General features: G+C 70.6%; 15 protein-coding genes. 11 read left to right on the top strand and 4 right to left on the bottom strand.

Going from position 1 to position 16,869, the window contains the following annotated elements:
- Positions 1-8: 8 nt before the first annotated feature.
- From AC07O4_RS11230 to AC07O4_RS11245, 4 genes are all read right to left on the bottom strand, one after another.
- Positions 9-1,424, bottom strand: a complete 1,416-nt coding sequence (locus AC07O4_RS11230; RefSeq protein ID WP_495299483.1) for a sensor histidine kinase — start codon at positions 1,422-1,424, stop codon at positions 9-11.
- Positions 1,425-2,090, bottom strand: a complete 666-nt coding sequence (locus AC07O4_RS11235) for a response regulator (RefSeq protein WP_062482520.1) — start codon at positions 2,088-2,090, stop codon at positions 1,425-1,427. It lies immediately after the preceding gene.
- A gap of 26 nt (positions 2,091-2,116) precedes the next feature.
- Positions 2,117-3,124, bottom strand: coding sequence for a Bug family tripartite tricarboxylate transporter substrate binding protein (locus AC07O4_RS11240; protein ID WP_495304552.1), 1,008 nt, complete (start codon positions 3,122-3,124; stop codon positions 2,117-2,119).
- Positions 3,125-3,198: 74 nt separating this feature from the next.
- Positions 3,199-3,993: an IclR family transcriptional regulator domain-containing protein gene (locus tag AC07O4_RS11245; protein WP_056573982.1), complete on the bottom strand. Its 795-nt coding sequence runs from the start codon at positions 3,991-3,993 to the stop codon at positions 3,199-3,201.
- A gap of 199 nt (positions 3,994-4,192) precedes the next feature.
- Between AC07O4_RS11245 and AC07O4_RS11250 the strand changes: the two genes are divergently transcribed.
- From AC07O4_RS11250 to AC07O4_RS11300, 11 genes are all read left to right on the top strand, one after another.
- A complete protein-coding gene (locus AC07O4_RS11250; protein ID WP_062481276.1) occupies positions 4,193-5,116 on the top strand; it encodes a shikimate dehydrogenase family protein in 924 nt (307 codons plus the stop codon).
- A 31-nt stretch (positions 5,117-5,147) separates the two neighbouring features.
- Positions 5,148-5,981 carry a shikimate dehydrogenase family protein gene (locus tag AC07O4_RS11255; protein WP_495304553.1) on the top strand — a complete coding sequence of 278 codons (834 nt, stop codon included), beginning with the start codon at positions 5,148-5,150 and terminating at the stop codon, positions 5,979-5,981.
- A gap of 14 nt (positions 5,982-5,995) precedes the next feature.
- Positions 5,996-7,210 carry a 3-carboxy-cis,cis-muconate cycloisomerase gene (pcaB, locus tag AC07O4_RS11260; RefSeq protein ID WP_495304554.1) on the top strand — a complete coding sequence of 405 codons (1,215 nt, stop codon included), beginning with the start codon at positions 5,996-5,998 and terminating at the stop codon, positions 7,208-7,210.
- Positions 7,207-7,632: a carboxymuconolactone decarboxylase family protein gene (locus AC07O4_RS11265; RefSeq protein WP_487847292.1), complete on the top strand. Its 426-nt coding sequence runs from the start codon at positions 7,207-7,209 to the stop codon at positions 7,630-7,632. The genes pcaB and AC07O4_RS11265 overlap by 4 nt, the downstream gene beginning before the upstream one ends.
- Positions 7,629-8,873: an MFS transporter gene (locus AC07O4_RS11270; RefSeq protein WP_495304555.1), complete on the top strand. Its 1,245-nt coding sequence runs from the start codon at positions 7,629-7,631 to the stop codon at positions 8,871-8,873. The genes AC07O4_RS11265 and AC07O4_RS11270 overlap by 4 nt, the downstream gene beginning before the upstream one ends.
- Complete coding sequence (locus AC07O4_RS11275; RefSeq protein ID WP_495304556.1) at positions 8,870-9,646, top strand: alpha/beta fold hydrolase; 777 nt, start codon at positions 8,870-8,872, stop codon at positions 9,644-9,646. Before AC07O4_RS11270 ends, AC07O4_RS11275 begins: the two co-directional genes overlap by 4 nt.
- 142 nt (positions 9,647-9,788) lie before the next feature.
- On the top strand, positions 9,789-11,687 hold the full coding sequence (locus AC07O4_RS11280; RefSeq protein ID WP_495304557.1) for a bifunctional sugar phosphate isomerase/epimerase/4-hydroxyphenylpyruvate dioxygenase family protein: 1,899 nt from the start codon (positions 9,789-9,791) through the stop codon (positions 11,685-11,687).
- Between the two features lie 61 nt (positions 11,688-11,748).
- A complete protein-coding gene (locus tag AC07O4_RS11285) occupies positions 11,749-13,170 on the top strand; it encodes an MFS transporter (protein WP_095744853.1) in 1,422 nt (473 codons plus the stop codon).
- A gap of 47 nt (positions 13,171-13,217) precedes the next feature.
- On the top strand, positions 13,218-13,892 hold the full coding sequence (locus AC07O4_RS11290; RefSeq protein ID WP_495304558.1) for a DsbA family oxidoreductase: 675 nt from the start codon (positions 13,218-13,220) through the stop codon (positions 13,890-13,892).
- Between the two features lie 115 nt (positions 13,893-14,007).
- Entirely contained in the window at positions 14,008-15,603 is a 1,596-nt protein-coding gene (locus AC07O4_RS11295) for a DUF1800 domain-containing protein (RefSeq protein WP_495304559.1), read from the top strand.
- 14 nt (positions 15,604-15,617) lie between these two features.
- Positions 15,618-16,841 carry a DUF1501 domain-containing protein gene (locus tag AC07O4_RS11300; RefSeq protein WP_495304560.1) on the top strand — a complete coding sequence of 408 codons (1,224 nt, stop codon included), beginning with the start codon at positions 15,618-15,620 and terminating at the stop codon, positions 16,839-16,841.
- Positions 16,842-16,869: the final 28 nt, after the last annotated feature.

The following is a 16,869-nucleotide window of genomic DNA, read 5'->3' on the forward strand; positions in this document are numbered from 1 at the left end:
GCGGCAGTTCACCCCGCGGGACGGGGCCACCAGATGATGGCATGCAGGCCCGGCCCCGCGCCGCGTGCTTCGAGCCGCAAATCGCCGCGATGCCGCTGCGCGATGGAACGCACGATCGCCAGGCCGAGTCCGAAGCCGCCCTGGTCCGCGCGCGCGCCGCGCCGGAAGCGCTGGCCCAAGGTGGCGCGCTCGTCCTCGCTCAGGCCGGGGCCGTCGTCCTCCACGTTGAGGCTCCAGCCCGCGGCGTCGCCGGCCGCGAAGAGCGTGATGGTGCCGGCCGCCGGCGTGTAGGCGATGGCGTTGGCCACGAGGTTGCTCAGCGCCTCGCGCAGCAGGCCGCGGTCGCCCACCGCGTGCAGTTCGGGCGAGGGCGCATGGATGCCCAGGTCGATGCGCTTGGCGCGCGCCAGCGGCAGCAGGTCGACCGCCACCTCGCGCAGCAGCTCGGCGGTGTCGAACTCGGCGGGTGCCACGGCCACGGTGTCGCTGCGGCCCAGCGCCAGCAGCTGCTGCGCACTGCGCGTGGCACGGCCGATCTCGGCGCCCAGCGCGTCGAGCGCGGCGCGCACCTGCGCCGGGTCGTCCTCGCGGCGTGCGTAGTCGGCCTGCATCTGCAGCGTGGTCAGGTGCGTGCGCAACTGGTGCGAGGCGTCGTCGAGAAACTGCCGCTGCTGCGCCACCAGCTCCTGCGTGCGCGCCATCTGCTGGTTCACGGCGGCCACTAGCGGGCGCACCTCGGCGGGCAGGTCGGTCTCGGCGATGCGCGTGAGGTCGTCGGGCGTGCGTGCCTGGACCTCGCGCGCCAGCCGCGAGAGCGGGCGCAGCGCCGCCGCCAGCGCCAGCGCGGTGCCGCACAGCAGCATCGCGAGGATCAGTCCGTCGCGCAGCGCCGCGCTGCGCACGAAGCGGCTGGTGAATTCCTGGCGCGAGCGCGTGCTCTCGCCGACCTGGATCAGCACGCTGCGCCCGGTGCTGCCGGCCGGCGCGCGGTCCAGGTCGCGCCGATAGGCCGCGAGCCGCACGGCCTCGCCGAAGTAGGTGGCGTCGTAGAAGGCCGGCACGCCCATCGCGGGCTCGACGGGCGGCGCGGGCAGGTCGGCGCTGCCCAGCTCCACCAGCCCGTCGGAGGTCGCGACGCGAAAGAACACCTGCCCGCTGGCCGTGAGCTCGAAGAACTCGAACATCGTGTAGGGCAGCTCGACCGACAGCCCGCCCGAGGCCGTGGAGATGTTCGCGTCGATCGACTTGAGCGCGCCGAGCAGCGAGCGGTCGTACGCCGCGTTGGCGGCGGCCAGCGCGTCGTGCCGCGTCATCCACAGCTCGATGCCCGTCACCAGCAGCAGGGCGGGGAACAGCAGCAGCGCGAGCCGCTGCCACAGGCTGGTGCGGCGCAGGCGGTCGGTGAAGCGGCGCAGCGCGCTCACTCAGTCGGCTTCCAGCACGTAGCCCAGGCCGCGCAGCGTGACGATGCGCACGCCGCTGCCGTCGAGCCGCTTGCGCAGCCGGTACACCAGCACCTCGATCGCTTCGAGGTGCACCTCGTCGTCGTCGGAGAACACGCGGTCGAGGATCTGCTGCTTCGACAGCGGCTCGCCGCTGCGCTGCACCAGCGCGCGCAGCACCGCCTGTTCGCGTGGCGACAGGGCAAGCGCTTCGCCGCCCAGCGTGAACTGCCGGCGCGCGCCGTCGTACACCAGCGGCCCGCAGGCCAGGCGCGGATGCTCCACGCCGCGCGCGCGGCGCACCAGCGCGTGCAGTCGCGCTTCCAGCTCGGCCAGCGCGAAGGGCTTGGCGAGGAAGTCGTCCGCGCCCGCGTTGAGGGAGGCGACGCGCTCGTCCAGCGAATCGCGCGCCGTGAGGATCAGCGCCGGCAGCCGCTGGTCGCGTTCGCGCAGCCGCTGCAGCACCGTGTGGCCGTCCATGCCGGGCAGGCCCAGGTCGAGCACCAGCGCGTCGTGGTCGCGCTGCTGCAGCGCCCGGTCGGCCAGCCGGCCGTCGTCCACCCATTCGACCTGGATGCCCGCATGCTCCAGCGCCTTGCAGAGCCAGGTGCCCAGGGTGTGTTCGTCTTCGGCCAGCAGGATGCGCATGGCGCCGATGCTAGGGCCTGCGTGCCTCAATCAGGCTTGATGTTTGCCCGGGCGATGACCTTTTGCCAGCGGTTCTGTTCTGCGGTGATGAACTGCGCGAACTGCTCCGGCGTGCCGCCCACGGCCTCGGCCGCATCGGCCGTGAGGCGCTGCATCGAGTCGGGCGACTTCAGGGCCTTCATGGTCTCGGCCGACAGCTTGGCCATCTGCGCGGGCGTGATGCTGGCCGGCGCGAGCATGCCGTACCACTGCGTCATCTCGAAGCCGGGGAAGCCTTGCTCGGCCACGGTCGGCACGTCGGGCAGTTGGGCGAGGCGCTTGGCCGAGCCGGTCGCGATGCAGCGCACCTTGCCGGCCTTGATGAACGGAATGATCGCCGCCGCGCCGATGGCCGAGGCATCGAGCCGGCCCGAGAGCAGGTCGGTCACCATCGGGCCGGTGCCGCGGTAGGGCACGTGCAGCATGAAGACCTCGGCCGTCATCTTCAGGTACTCGAAGGCCAAGTGGCCGGCGCTGCCGTTGCCGGCCGAGCCGTAGCTCAGCTTGCCGGGCTTGCTCTTGGCATAGGCGATGAATTCCTTGAGGTTCTTCGCCGGCACGTCGGGGTGCACCACGTACAGGCTGGGCACCTTGGCCAGCAGGCTCACGGGCTTGAAGTCCTTGTTCGCGTCATAGGGCAGCTTGGCGAAGATGTAGGGGTTCACGGCCAGCGTGCCGATGTGGCCGAGGATCAGCGTGTGCTGGTCGGTGGCGCGCGCCACCTCGCTCATGGCGATGTTGCCGGCCGCGCCGGGCTTGTTGTCCACGAACACGCTCTGGCCCAGCGTGCGCGACAGCTCGGCGGCGGTGGAGCGCGCCACGATCTCCGAGCTGCCGCCCGGCGCGAAAGGCACGACGAAGCGGATCGACTTGCTGGGCCAGGCGTCTTGCGCCGAGGCCATCGAAGGCAGCAGGCCGCCGAGGGTGAGGGCGCCGCCGGCTTGCAGCCAGTGGCGGCGGCTCAGGGGAACGTCGGTGGGGAAGCGGTCGGACATGGCTTGTCTCCAGTGTTTTTTGGATGGAAGCCCGCATCCTGCCGGGCGGATGCTGTCGGAATGCTGTCAGTGCCTCAGATCAGGTTGCGCATTGCCTGCGCCGTCTCGCGCAGCACGGGCAGCACGCGGGCCACCGCGTCTTCCGAACTCTCGTGCCCCATCGGCATCGTGATGTTGAGTGCGCCCACCAGCGTGCCGTGGCGGTCGCGCAGCGGCACGGCGATGCCGCGCGAGTTCAGGTCGAGCTGCTGTTCCGACAGTGCCCAGCCCTGGGCGCGGATGCGCGCCAGTTCCAGCTTCATGCGCTCCATGCTCGCGATGGTGTGCGAGGTGAACACCGTGAGCTGGCGCGTGGCCAGCCAGTCGTTCAGCTCGGCGTCGCTGCGCAGCGCCAGCATCAGCATGCCCGAGGCCGTCACCTGCGCCGGCACGCGCGCACCGAGCACGTAGCCGGTGCTCATGCTGCGGTTGGGGCCGTTGCGCGCGATGTAGACCACCTCGTCGCCGTCCATCACGCTGAGGTACGCGATCTCGTTGGTGCCGGCCGCCACGCGTTGCAGGAAGGGCTGCACCACGCGCGGCAGCCGGGCCGATTCGAGGTACGACTGCCCCAGGCGCAGCACGCGCGGCGTGAGCCAGAAGAGCTTGCCGTCGCTGGCCACGTAGCCCATGTGCTGCAGGGTGAGCAGGTAGCGCCGCGCGGCGGTGCGCGTCATGTTCGTGCGCTGGCCGGCCTGGCTGGCCGTGAGGCGCGGGTTGGCGTCGTCGAAGGCCTCGATGATGCTCACGCCGCGCTCCAGCCCGGCGATCCAGTCGCGCTTGTCCAGGCCGGCGGGCGGCGTCGAGTCGTCGGGGCTGGTGCTGTTCATGGGCGGAAGTGTGCCCGCGTCCGTCGCGGCGGCGGGGTCCGAATGGCTAAGTAAAAACCCGCAATTTGATCGATTGACGAACTTGAAAGATCGATCATCGAACGTTTGGTGGCTCGTGCGCCAGCAGGCCGCGCGCGAAGGGACTATAAAGCCCGCTGTTCCGCACCGAAACGAGCGATTGACGAACGGAAGCACGCCCATGAGCCCATTCATCACCGGCAGCACCCAGGCCTACCTCATCCCCGGCGACCCGGTCCGCAACGTGCGGCTGCCGCGCATGTTCAACGCGGCCTTCGCGCGCTACGGCATCGACGCGGTGCTGGTGCCCATGCAGGTGCCGGTGCGCGATTTCGCGGTGTTCATGAAGTCGGCCTTCCTGGCGCGCAACGTGCGCGGCATGGTGATCGCGCCGCCGCACAAGCCGCGCGTGGTCGACCTGCTCGACGGCTGCGGCCTGTTCGGCCGCGTGGCGGGCTCGGTCAACGTGGTGCGCCGCACCGAGGGCGACCAGCTCGAGGGCGACCTGTTCGACGGCGAAGGCCTGATCGGCGCGCTCGACCGCTGCAACGTGCCGTTTCGCGGCAAGCGCGTGCTGATCCTCGGCGCGGGCGTGAGCGCCGCCGCCATCGGCGTGGCGCTGGCCGAAGGCGGCACGGTGAACGGCGCCGAGCACATCGCTTTCTTCGACACCGCCTCCGGCAAGGCCGCGGGCGTGGCCGCCAAGCTCGACGCTTTCTTCGACGCGACCGTGGTGGCGGTCGACAGCAACGCGCCCGAGGGCTACGACCTCGTCATCAACGCCACGCCGCTGGGCCTGGCCGAGGACGACGCGCTGCCGCTGGACGTGGCGCGCATGGAACCGCACGCGGCGCTGTTCGACATCCTGCTGCGCAACCAGCCCACGCCGCTGGTGCGCGCGGCCCGCGCGCGCGGGCTGAATGCGCAGGCCGGCTTCGAGATGCTGGTGCAGCAGATGCCGCACTACTTCCGCTACTTCGGTCACATCGACGCGGCCGATGCGATGCAGGCCGACGCCGACTTTTTGCGCGAGCTCATCTATCCGCCGGCGATGCACGCTGAGATCGCAACGCCATTGCGCTACCAATCCCCGAGCGTGGCCTGATCCCGTACCTTCCTGAACAAGACGACTTCCCATGATCTCCGGCAAGACCACGCTCATCGCCCACATCGGCTACCCCACCGAAGCCTTCAAGGCGCCGATGATCTACAACCCCTGGTTCGACAAGCAGGACATCGACGCGGTCGTCGTGCCGATGGGCGTGAAGCCCGAGGACTACGCGGTGTCGCTCGCGCAGATCTTCAAGTTCTCGAACCTGCGCGGCGCGCTGGTCACGATGCCGCACAAGGTCACGACGATGTCGCTGGTCGACGAAGTCACGCCCACCGCGCGCGTCGCGGGCGCCTGCAACGCCGTGCTCAAGCGGCCCGACGGCAGCCTGCTGGGTGACCAGTTCGACGGTGCGGGCTTCGTGCGCGGCGTGGAGCGCAAGGGGCGGCTGTTCAAGGGCACGCGCGTGCTGGTGTCGGGCACGGGCGGCGTCGGGTCGGCCATTGCGGCGTCGATCGCGGCGGCCGGCGCGGCCGAGCTGATGCTGTTCGACATGAGCGATGCCTCTGCACAGGCCCTGGCCGCGCGGCTGCGCGAGCACTATCCGCAGATGAAGGTCGCCACCGGCTCGAAGGACCCGGCGGGCTTCGACATCGTCGTCAACGCCACGCCGCTGGGCATGAAGGACACCGACCCGCTGCCCTTCGACGTGGACCGCATCGCTCCCGAGACCTTCGTTGGCGAGGTCGTCATGAAGACCGAATACACGCCGCTGTTGCAGGCCGCCAGGGCCAAGGGCTGCCAGGTGCAGGTGGGCACCGACATGCTGTTCGAGATGATCCCGGCCTACCTCGAGTTCTTCGGCTTCGGCACCGCCTCGCCTGAAGAGCTGCGCGCCGTCGCGCAATTGAAATACTAGACATCGGAATACGCATGAGCATTTTTGAAGGCTTCCTTTCCACCTCCGAAACGCTGGGCGCCTTCAGCGACCGCGCCTTCGTCGACGCCATGCTGCGCTTCGAGGCCGCGCTCGCGCGCGCGCAGGCGGCCGAGGGGCTGATCCCCGAGAGCGCCGCGCATTCGATCGTCGGCAGCTGCAAGGTCGAGCTGTTCGACGTGGCCAAGATCGTGCGCGAGAGCGGACGCGCCGGCAGCGTCGCCATCCCGCTGGTGAAGGCGCTGCGCGAGGCCGTGGGCCTGTTCAATGCCGAGGCCGCGCCCTTCGTGCACTTCGGCAGCACCAGCCAGGACGTGATCGACAGCGCGATGGCGCTGGTCACGCGCGAAGCCGTCGCGCTGGTCGAGGCCGACCTCGCCAAGGCCGCCGACGCGCTGCTGCGCCTGGCGGTGCAGCACGCCGACACGCCGATGCTCGCGCGCACGCTGATGCAGCCGGCCTCGGTCACCAGCTTCGGCTTCAAGTGCGCCGGCTGGGCCGCGCCGCTGGTGCGCAGCCGCACCCGCCTGCGCGCCGCCGCGAAGCACGCGCTGCAGCTGCAGCTCGGCGGCGCCGTCGGCACGCTGGCGCAGATGAAGGGGCAGGGCGCCGCGGTGCGCCAGCGCATGGCCAAGGAACTCGGCCTGGGCGACCCTGGCGCGACATGGCACACGCAGCGCGACGAATGGGTCGCGCTCGGCTGCGAACTCGGCCTGCTCACGGGCAGCCTGGGCAAGGTCGCGGTCGACATCTCGCTGCTCGGCCAGTACGAAGTGGCCGAGGTCGCCGAGCCCAGCGAACCCGGGCGCGGCGGCTCGTCGGCGATGCCGCACAAGCGCAACCCCGTGGCCTCGATGGTCGCCATCGCCGCCGCGCACCGCGCGCCGCAGCGCGTGGCCGCCTTGCTCGGCGCCATGCCGCAGCAGCACGAACGCGCGCTCGGCGCCTGGCAGGCCGAGCTGGCCGAATGGCCGCAGCTGTTGATGTCGGCGCACGGCAGCGTGCGCGCCATGGCCGGCGCCTTGCCCGGCCTGCAGGTCGACGCCGCGCGCATGCGCGCCAACATCGATCGGCTGCGCGCCGAGCTGCCGCGCGACGCGGCCGACGAATGGTTCGACCCTGCGCTGGCCGTGAACGCCGGCCAGACCGCACTGGCGCAGGTGAAAGCCCTGCAAGCCCAACTCTCATCCGACAAGGAACTCTCGCAATGACCGCCCCCGAAACCCCGAGCAACCCCTACGAAGACGGGCTCGTCAACCGCCGCCGCGTGCTCGGCGACGCGTGGGTCGACAAGTCGCTCGCCAACCGCAACGGCTTCAACGCCGAGTTCCAGGAGCTCATCACGCGCCATGCGTGGAACGACATCTGGGGCCGCCCCGCGCTGGGCGACAAGACGCGCCGCTTCATGGTGCTGTCGATGATGCTGGGCATCCATGCCTACGAAGAGTTCGCCATGCACGTGCGCGCCGCGCTCGACGGCCCGCCCGAGTCGCGCCTCACGCCCGACGAGATCAAGGAAGTGATCATGATGGCCGCGATCTACTGCGGCGTGCCGGTGGCCAACCACGCCTTCGGCATCGCGACGAACATCCTGCGCGAGAAGGGCCTGCTGCCGCCAGTGGCGGCGCAGTGAGCGCGACGGAAGGCCGGGGCGGCAAGGGCCGCTTCGACGTCGGCTTCACGCTGCTGTTGCCGTTGTTGCTGGCCGCGCAGCCGGTCGCCACCGACAGCTACCTGCCGGCGCTGCCCGCCATCGCCGGCGAACTCGGTTCGGCCAGCACCAGCCTCACGCTGTTCGTGCTGGCCTTCGGCTTTGCGCAGCTGCTGTGCGGCCCGCTGGCCGACCGTTTCGGGCGCCGGCCGGTGCTGCTCGCGGGCCTGGGCTGCTACGCCATCGCGGCCTTCGGCGGCGCATTCGCGGGCAGCGTGGCGGTGCTCGCGGGTTGGCGCACGCTGCAGGGTTTCTCGATGGCGGCGATCCTCGTGTGCGCGCGTGCCGCGGTGCGCGACCTGTACCCGGCGCACGAAGGCCCGCACGTGATGGCGCGCGGCCTCACGGGGCTGGGCGTGGTCGGCCTCATGGCGCCGTTGCTCGGCGCCTGGCTGGTGCAGGGCGCGGGCTGGCGCTGGGTGATGGTGGCGATGGCGCTCTATGCCGTGGTGCTGTTCGCGCTGTGCTGGCGCTCGTTCGGCGAAACGCGTCGGCCGTGGGGCGAGGGCGAATCGTCCGCGCCGCGCGGCAGCACGCGCGCCGTGTTCGCGAGCCGCGCCTTCCGCGCCTGGGCCTCGGTGGCGGCGGCCACCTACGGCGGGCTGTTCTGCTTCCTGCTGCTCTCGCCGATGGTCTACATCGGCTACCTCGGCTGGTCGCCCGCGTGGTACGGCTGGATTCCGGCCGGCGGCTCGCTGGTCTACATCTTCAGCACCACGATGTGCCGCAGCCTGCTGCGTCGCTTCGGGCCGATGCGCACGGTGCGCCTGGGCGCGGTGCTGAGCATCACCGGCGCCGTCATCCAGGCGCTGGGCTGCTGGCTGATGCCGCACAGCGCGGTGCCGCTGCTGGCGGGCCATGCCGTGTACTGCCTCGGCCACGGCATCCACCAGCCCTGCGGGCAGGCCGGCGCCGTGGGCGACCTGCCGCACCTGGCGGGGCGGGCCGTGTCGTGGTCCGGTTTCGGCATGATGATGGTCGCGTTCTGCGTGGGGCAGGTCGCCGCGCTGTTCGTCGACACGAGCTTTTCGTACGGCGCCTGGCCGATGGTCGTGCCGATGCTGATGGCCGGCACCGTGCTGCTGGCCATCGCGTTCCTGTGGCTGCCGCGCCTTGCGCAACCTGCTTCGTCATCCGCTTCCCAGAAGGACTCCACACCATGACCACATCCTCCCCCCGCCTGAATGTCGTGCGCGAAGGCGACGGCCCCTTCGTCGTGCTCAGCCATGCGCTCGGCTGCGACCTGCACATGTGGGACGGCGTGGCCGCGCAGCTCGCGCGCGCCCACACGGTGATCCGCTACGACCACCGCAACCACGGCGGCTCCGAGGTGGTGCCCGGCGTGCTGCGCGTGGAAACGCTGGCACAGGACGCGTCCGAGCTGATTGCGCGCGAGACGGGCGGCGAGCCCGTGCACTTCGTGGGCCTGTCGATGGGCGGCATGACCGCGCAGGCGCTGGCGGTGCGGCACGCCGCGCAGCTCAAGACCGTGGTGATCGCCAATTCGGCCGCGCACTACCCCGACCAGGCCCCGTGGCGCCTGCGCGCGGAAACCGTGGCCGCCAAGGGCGTGGCCGCCATCGCCCCGGGCGCCGTGGCGCGCTGGCTCACGCCGGCCTACGCCGCCACGCCGGAGGGCGCGGTGGCCGCGCGCACCTTGCACGACACGCTGGTGCGCACCGACGCGCAGGGCTACATCGAGAGCTGCAACGCCGTGGCCGCCATCGACTTCCGCGACAGCAACCGCCGCGTCGCCACGCCCACGCTGGTGATCGGCGGGCTGCAGGACGAGGCCACGCCCCTTGCCATGTCCGAGGCCATGGTGGCGCAGATCCCGGGTGCGCGGCTGGCGACCATCGACGCCGCGCACCTGAGCGCGGTGGAGCGCCCGGTCGAGTTCGCGCAGATGCTGATCGATTACTGGCGCAGCCTCTGAAAAAATGCCCGGCCCGCACCCCCCGTGCGGGCTAGGTGTAACCCCTATTTCGTGCGAATGATGATCGATAGCGTGCGATCATCGATCAGAAAGGGCTGATTTGCGTTGTGGCGCGCCCGGGCTCTTTCTACAGTCCATCCCCATGCACCGCGCCATTGCCACCGTCTCGCTCAGCGGCACCCTCCGCCAGAAGCTCGAAGCCATTGCGGCCGCGGGCTTCGACGGCATCGAGCTGTTCGAAGCCGATTTCGTCAACTTCCGCGGCACCGCCGCCGAGCTGCGCCGCATCGTGGTCGACCTGGGCCTGGCTATCGACCTGTACCAGCCGTTCCGCGACTTCGAAGGCATGCCCGAGGCGCAGTTCCACCGCAGCCTGGAGCGTGCCGAACGCAAGTTCGACCTCATGGAAGCCATGGGCGCGCCGCTGGTGCTGTGCTGCTCCAACACCTCGCCGCTGTCGGTGAACGACCCGGCGCGCGCCGCCGCCCAGTTGCACGCGCTGGCCGAGCGCGCCGCGCGCCGCAACCTGCGCGTGGGCTTCGAGGCGCTGGCCTGGGGCCGCCACACCTCGCGCTACGCCCAGGCCTGGGACATCGTGCAGCGCGCCGACCACCCGCACCTCGGGCTGATCCTCGACAGCTTCCACACGCTGTCGCTGAAGGACGATCCGGCGGGCATCGCCGCCATTCCGGGCGAGAAGATCTTCTTCGTGCAGATGGCCGATGCGCCGCTGTTGTCGATGGACGTGCTGCAGTGGGCGCGCCATCACCGCTCGTTCCCGGGGCAGGGCGATTTCGACGTGGTCGGCTTCTTCGAACAGGTGCTGCGCGCGGGCTACACCGGGCCGCTGTCGCTGGAGATCTTCAACGACATCTTCCGCGAGACGCCGAACCGCCGCACCGCCGTCGATGCGATGCGCTCGCTGCTGTACCTCGAAAGCGAAACGCGCGAGCGGCTCGCCAACGGGAATGCACCCGTGCAGCCGCAGCGCGTGGAGCTGTTCAACCCGCCGCCGGCGCCGGCGCTCTCGGGGCTGTCGTTCATCGAGTTCGCGGCCGACGAGGCCTCGGCCGTCACGCTCGGCGCGCTGCTCGGGCAGCTGGGCTTTCGCCGCGTCGGGCGCCACCGCTCCAAGGCCGTCACGCTGTACCGCCAGGGCGGCATCCACTTCATCGTCAACGCGCAGCCCGATTCGTTCGCGCGCCGCCGTTTCGAGGCGCACGGCACCTCGGTCTGCGCGCTGGGCGTGCGCTGCGCCGACCCGCTCGCGGCCGTGGGCCGCGCCAGCGCCATGCGCTCGCAGCGCCACGACAGCCCGGTGGGGCCGAACGAGCTGCGCGTGCCGGCCATCGTGGCGCCGGGCGGCAACCTGATCCATTTCGTGCCCGAGGCGCTGGGCGCCAACGGGCTGTACGAGACCGACTTCATCCTCGAGGACGCAGGGCCCGATGCGCACGATGCCGGCCTCACGCGCATCGACCATGTGGCGCTGGGCCTGGCGCTCGACCAGCTCGACACCTGGGTGCTGTTCACGCGCGCCGTGCTCGGCCTGGAGCCCGGCGAGAGCCTGGAGCTGGCCGACCCCTTCGGCCTGATCCGCAGCCGCGGCGTGGCCAATGCCGACCGCAGCCTGCGCCTCGTGCTGAACGTGTCGCTGAGCCAGCGCACGCGCACCGCGCGCACGCTGAGCGTGACCGGCGGCGGCGCGGTGCACCACATCGCGCTCGATTGCGACGACATCTTCGACACCGTGGCCCGGCTGCGCGCCAACGGCACGCGCTTCGTGCCGATCTCGGACAACTACTACGACGACCTGGCCACGCGCATCGACGTGGCGCCCGAGCTGCTGGCGCGCATGCGCGCGGCCGGCGTGCTGTTCGACCGCTCGGCGGCCGGCGACTACCTGCACATCTACACCGAGAGTTTCGACGGCGGCCTCTTCTTCGAGGTCGCACAGCGCGTGGGCGGCTACGACGCCTACGGCGCGCTCAACGCACCCGCGCGCATGGCGTCGCAGGCGCAGCAGCCCCAGCAAGACTGATCCACAAGACCAATTTTCCCCCTCGCATCCGACACCTTCGTCACACCACTGGAGACAACCCATGGCCCACCCATCCGCCAAAGAGCCGCAAGGCAAGCACCAGTCGAGGAAAGCCGCCGCCAGCGGCTGGATCGGCTCGGCGCTGGAGTACTACGACTTCTTCATCTACGCCACCGCCGCGGCGCTGATCTTTCCGCAGATCTTCTTTCCCAAGGGCGACCCGACCACGGCCATCATCGCGTCGCTCGCGACCTACGGCGTGGGCTATGTCGCGCGCCCCATCGGCGCCTTCGTGCTCGGCCACTGGGGCGACACGCACGGGCGCAAGCAGGTGCTGGTGCTGTGCATGTTCCTGATGGGCTTCTCGACCGTGGCCGTGGGCTTGCTGCCGACCTACGACCAGGTCGGCCTGCTGGCCCCGGCGCTGCTGGTGTTCCTGCGCCTGGTGCAGGGCTTCGCGGTGGCTGGCGAAATTTCGGGCGCGAGCTCGATGATTTTGGAGCACGCGCCGTTCGGGCGCCGCGGCTTCTTCGCGAGCTTCACCTTGCAGGGCGTGCAGGCCGGCCAGATCCTGGCGGCCGCCGTGTTCCTGCCGCTGGCGCACTACATGCCTGAAGAATCCTTCAACTCGTGGGGCTGGCGCATTCCGTTCCTGCTGAGCTTCATCGTGATCGTGGCCGGCTACATCATCCGCCGCGAGGTCGACGAGACGCCGGCCTTCGCCGAAGTCGACCAGAAGGGCGAAGTGGCCAAGGCGCCGATCGTCCAGGCGCTGACCGACAGCTGGGGCGACATGCTGCGCGTGATCTGCATGGCGCTGATGAACGTGATTCCCGTGGTCGCCACCGTGTTCGGCGCGGCCTACGCGGTGCAGGCCGCCTACGGCATCGGCTTCCAGAAAGACGTGTACCTGTGGATTCCCGTGCTGGGCAACATCCTGGCCGTGCTGGTGATCCCGTTCGTGGGCAACCTGTCGGACCGCATCGGCCGCAAGCCGCCGATCATCGTGGGCGCCCTGGCGTCGGGCCTGCTGTCGTTCGTGTACCTGTACGCCATCAGCATCAAGAACGTGCCGCTGGCCATCTGCATGTCGCTCTTGATGTGGGGCATCGTGTACCAGGGCTACAACGCGACCTTCCCGAGCTTCTACCCGGAGCTGTTCCGCACCCGCAACCGCGTGTCTGCCATGGCCATCTCGCAGAACATCGGTACCACCTTCACCGCGCTGCTGCCCGCGCTGTTCGCCGCCGTGGCACCTCCGGGCTCGACCAACATCTGGTTCACCGTGGGTGCCATCACCTTCGCCGTGACCGTGCTGGCCGCGCTGGCCGCCATGAGCGCCCGCGAGACCTACCGCGTCCACATGCACGACCTGGGCAACCCGAACGCGGTGCCGGTCGACAAGGCCGAGTACGACCGGCTGCGCGAAGAAACGCTGGCCAGCGCCCGCACGGAGCGCGAGCGCCGCAAGGCCATGGCCTGAAGACCCCGCGCGCACAAAGGGGTTGTGGCGCCATGAAGAATGGCGCCATGACCGCCCATCTCAAGATCGATTTCGTTTCCGATGTGTCCTGCCCCTGGTGCGCCGTGGGCCTCGGCTCGCTCGAGGCCGCCCTGAAACGGGTGGCGCCGGAGGTCACGGCCGAGCTGCATTTCCAGCCCTTCGAGCTGAACCCGCAGATGCCGCCCGAAGGCCAGGACACCTTCGAACACCTGAACCAGAAGTACGGCTCCTCGCGCGAGCAGCAGGCCCAGGCCCGCGAGGCGATCCGCCAGCGCGGCGCGGCCGTCGGCTTCGAGTTCAGCGCCGGGGGCCGGCCCCGCGTGTACAACACCTTCAACGCCCACCGCCTGCTGCACTGGGCCGAACTGGAAGACCCGGCCAAGCAGGTGGCGCTCAAGAAGCTGCTGCTGAAGGCCTACTTCACCGACAGCCAGAACCCTTCGGACATCGAGGTGCTGGTGCGCGCGGCGACCGAAGCGGGGCTCGACGCGGCGCGGGCCCGCGAGATCCTGGCCGGCGACGAGTTCGCGGCCGAGACCCGCGAACGCGAGCGCCTGTACACCGACGCCGGCATCCATTCGGTGCCCGCGATCATCATCAACGACCAGCACCTGATCTCCGGCGGCCAGCCGGTCGAGGTGTTCGAGCGCGCGCTGCGGCAGATTGCGGGCGCGGAGCCCAGCCGTACCGCCACGGCCTGAAGGCGCAGGGCTGCGGCCCTGTCGTTTCGTCCTGAAACGAAGCTGACCTTCAGCTTTACCTGAGTGCGGGCCGAGGTCGGTCAACCGCCTACATCGCGAGGCGGTTGAAGGGCGCATGATCGACCGCATGCCGTTTCCGAAGCTGCACCGTTCGCGCGCGATCGCCGTGACGCTGGCCGCCGTGCTGGCGCTCACCGCCTGTTCCACCGGCCTGCTGCGCCCCGAGGGCCCGCCGCTCACGGCGCTGGGCCATGCCGCCGACACGCCCGCCGCGCAATTGCGCTGGCTCGATCGTGTGAGCTGGGGCGCCAACGCCGGCAGCCAGGCCGAACTGGCGCGCGACGGCCTGCCGCGCTGGATGGGCCGGCAGTTGCGTCCCGCGCCACGCCCGCTGCCCGCGGCGGCGCAGGCACAGATCGACGCCATGGCCATCTCGCGCACGCCGCTCGACCAGCTCGTCTTCGCGCTCGACGCCCGGCGCAAGGCCGCCGACGCCTTGCCCGACGAAGAAGCGAAGAAGGCCGCACGCACGGCCTACCAGCAGGAACTCAACACCCTCGCGCGCGAGGCGCAGCAGCGCTTCCTGCTGCGCGCGCTGTATTCGCCTAACCAGCTGCAGGAGCAGATGACCTGGTTCTGGATGAACCACTTCAGCGTCAGCATCCGCAAGGACCTGGTGCGCGCGATGGTCGGCGACTACGAAGAGAACGCCATCCGCCCGCACGCGCTCGGCAAGTTCCGCGACCTGCTGGGCGCGACCGCGCGGCACCCGGCCATGCTGCGCTACCTCGACAACGCGCAGAACGCCGCCAACCGCATCAACGAGAACTACGCGCGCGAGCTCATGGAGCTGCATACGCTCGGCGTGGGCGGCGGCTACACGCAGGCCGACGTGCAGGAGCTGGCGCGCGTGCTGACCGGCGTGGGCGTCGGCGTGCAGCCGCCCGACGCAGCGCCGCCCGCGGTGCGCCCGGCCGTGCGCGCCGACTACGTGCGCCAGGGCCTGTTCGAGTTCCACCCGAACCGGCACGACTACGGCCCGAAGACCTTCCTGGGCCAGCCCATCCAGGCGCGCGGCCTGGCCGAGACCGACGAGGCGCTCGACCGCCTGGCGCGCGCGCCGGCCACCGCGCGCTTCATCTCGCGCAAGCTCGCCGTGTACTTCGTGGCCGACGAGCCGCCGCCCGCGCTGGTCGATCGCATGGCCGCCACCTTCACGCGCAGCGACGGCGACATCGCCGCCACCCTGCAGACGCTGTTCGAATCGCGCGAGTTCGCGGCCTCGCTGGGCCGCAAGTTCCGCGACCCCGTGCACTACGTGGTGGCGGGCGTGCGGCTGGCCTACGACGAGCGCGTGGTGCTCAACACCACGCCGATGATCGGCTGGATCAACCGCATGGGCGAGACCCTGTACGCCCACGAGACGCCCGACGGCTACCCGCTCAACGAGGCCGCCTGGGCCAGCGCGGGGCAGATGAACACCCGCTTCGAAATCGCGCGCGCCATCGGCACGGGCGGCGCCGTGCTGTTCCGCACCGACGACAAGGCGCCGCTCGAGAAACCGCCGTTTCCGCCGCTGGCCGAGTCGCGCGCCGTGCATGCGCTGCAGCCCGGCCTGAGCGCCGACACGCAGCAGGCGCTCGCGCAGGCGAAGAACCCGCCGGAGTGGAACACCTTCCTGCTCGCATCGCCCGAGCTGATGCGGCGTTGAAAAGAGGCTCAGTCATGCAACGTCGACACCTGCTGCAACTCATCGCCGCCACGCCGCTGGCCAGCGCCGCCGCACGCGTGGTTGCCGCGCCCGCCGCCGAGGGCACCAAGCTGCTCGTCGTGTTCCTGCGTGGCGCCTATGACAGCACCAGCCTGCTGTTGCCCACCGCGAACAGCGACTTCTATTACGCCTCGCGGCCCAACATCGCCATCCCCCGGCCCGGCACGCCCGACGGCGCGTTGCCGCTCGATGGCGGCGACTGGGGCCTGCACCCCGCGCTCGCGCAGAGCGTGCTGCCGCTGTACCAGCGCAAGCAGGCGGCCTTCATCGCCTTCGCCGGCACCGATGACCTCACGCGCAGCCACTTCGAGACGCAGGACGCCATCGAGCTCGGCGTGGCGCCCGACAACGCGCGGCGCGACTACCGCTCGGGCTTTCTCAACCGGCTGGCCGGCGTGCTCGGCGCCGGGCCGCTGGCCGACGTGTCGCCCATCGCCTTCACCGACCAGCTGCCCATCGTGCTGCGCGGCGACGACGCCAAGGCTGCCAACATGGCGCTCGCGGGCGTGGCGCGGCAGGCCCTCGATGCGCGGCAGAGCCAGATCATTGCGTCGATGTACCGCAACACCGCGCTCGCGCAGCCCGTGGCCGAGGGCTTCCAGGTGCGCGACGAGGTGGTGCGCGCCATGCAGGCCGAGATGGACGCCGCCAGCCGCAACGCCATGAGCCCCAAGGGCTTCGAGCAGGTCGCGCGGCGCATGGCGCTCTTGATGCGCGAGCGCTACGACATCGGCTTTGTCGACGTCGGCGGCTGGGACACCCACGTGGGGCAGGGCGCGGCCAAGGGCTACCTGGCCAACCGTTTCGAAGAACTGGGCCGCGGCGTGGCCGGCTTCGCGCAGGAGATGGGCGAGCCCGCCTGGCGCCAGACCGTGGTGGTCGTCGTCAGCGAGTTCGGCCGCACCTTCCGCGAGAACGGCAACCGCGGCACCGATCACGGGCACGGCACCGTGTACTGGGTGCTCGGCGGCGGCCTGGCCGCGCAGGCGGGCGGGCGCGTCGTGGGCGAGCAGCAGCCGCTGACGCAGGCCACGCTGTTCCAGAACCGCGACCACGCGGTGCTCAACGAGTACCGGGCGGTGCTGGGCGGGTTGTTCCAGCGGATGTACGGGCTGTCGACGGCGCAGGTGGCGCGGGTGTTCGGCGGTGCGGCGGTGAGGGACCTGCGGCTGGTCTGATGGCCCCACGGGGGCGGGCCGCACCGTC

This window comes from Variovorax sp. GW821-FHT09D04, assembly GCF_059416405.1.

Coding starts and splice junctions, on each gene's coding strand:
- AC07O4_RS11280 (WP_495304557.1), top strand. CDS start 9,789: ATGCACCGCGCCATTGCCACCGTCTCGCTCAGCGGCACCCTCCGCCAG.
- AC07O4_RS11250 (WP_062481276.1), top strand. CDS start 4,193: ATGAGCCCATTCATCACCGGCAGCACCCAGGCCTACCTCATCCCCGGC.
- AC07O4_RS11245 (WP_056573982.1), bottom strand. CDS start 3,993: ATGAACAGCACCAGCCCCGACGACTCGACGCCGCCCGCCGGCCTGGAC.
- AC07O4_RS11295 (WP_495304559.1), top strand. CDS start 14,008: ATGATCGACCGCATGCCGTTTCCGAAGCTGCACCGTTCGCGCGCGATC.
- AC07O4_RS11275 (WP_495304556.1), top strand. CDS start 8,870: ATGACCACATCCTCCCCCCGCCTGAATGTCGTGCGCGAAGGCGACGGC.
- AC07O4_RS11255 (WP_495304553.1), top strand. CDS start 5,148: ATGATCTCCGGCAAGACCACGCTCATCGCCCACATCGGCTACCCCACC.
- AC07O4_RS11285 (WP_095744853.1), top strand. CDS start 11,749: ATGGCCCACCCATCCGCCAAAGAGCCGCAAGGCAAGCACCAGTCGAGG.
- AC07O4_RS11235 (WP_062482520.1), bottom strand. CDS start 2,090: ATGCGCATCCTGCTGGCCGAAGACGAACACACCCTGGGCACCTGGCTC.
- AC07O4_RS11240 (WP_495304552.1), bottom strand. CDS start 3,124: ATGTCCGACCGCTTCCCCACCGACGTTCCCCTGAGCCGCCGCCACTGG.
- AC07O4_RS11265 (WP_487847292.1), top strand. CDS start 7,207: ATGACCGCCCCCGAAACCCCGAGCAACCCCTACGAAGACGGGCTCGTC.
- pcaB (WP_495304554.1), top strand. CDS start 5,996: ATGAGCATTTTTGAAGGCTTCCTTTCCACCTCCGAAACGCTGGGCGCC.
- AC07O4_RS11300 (WP_495304560.1), top strand. CDS start 15,618: ATGCAACGTCGACACCTGCTGCAACTCATCGCCGCCACGCCGCTGGCC.
- AC07O4_RS11290 (WP_495304558.1), top strand. CDS start 13,218: ATGACCGCCCATCTCAAGATCGATTTCGTTTCCGATGTGTCCTGCCCC.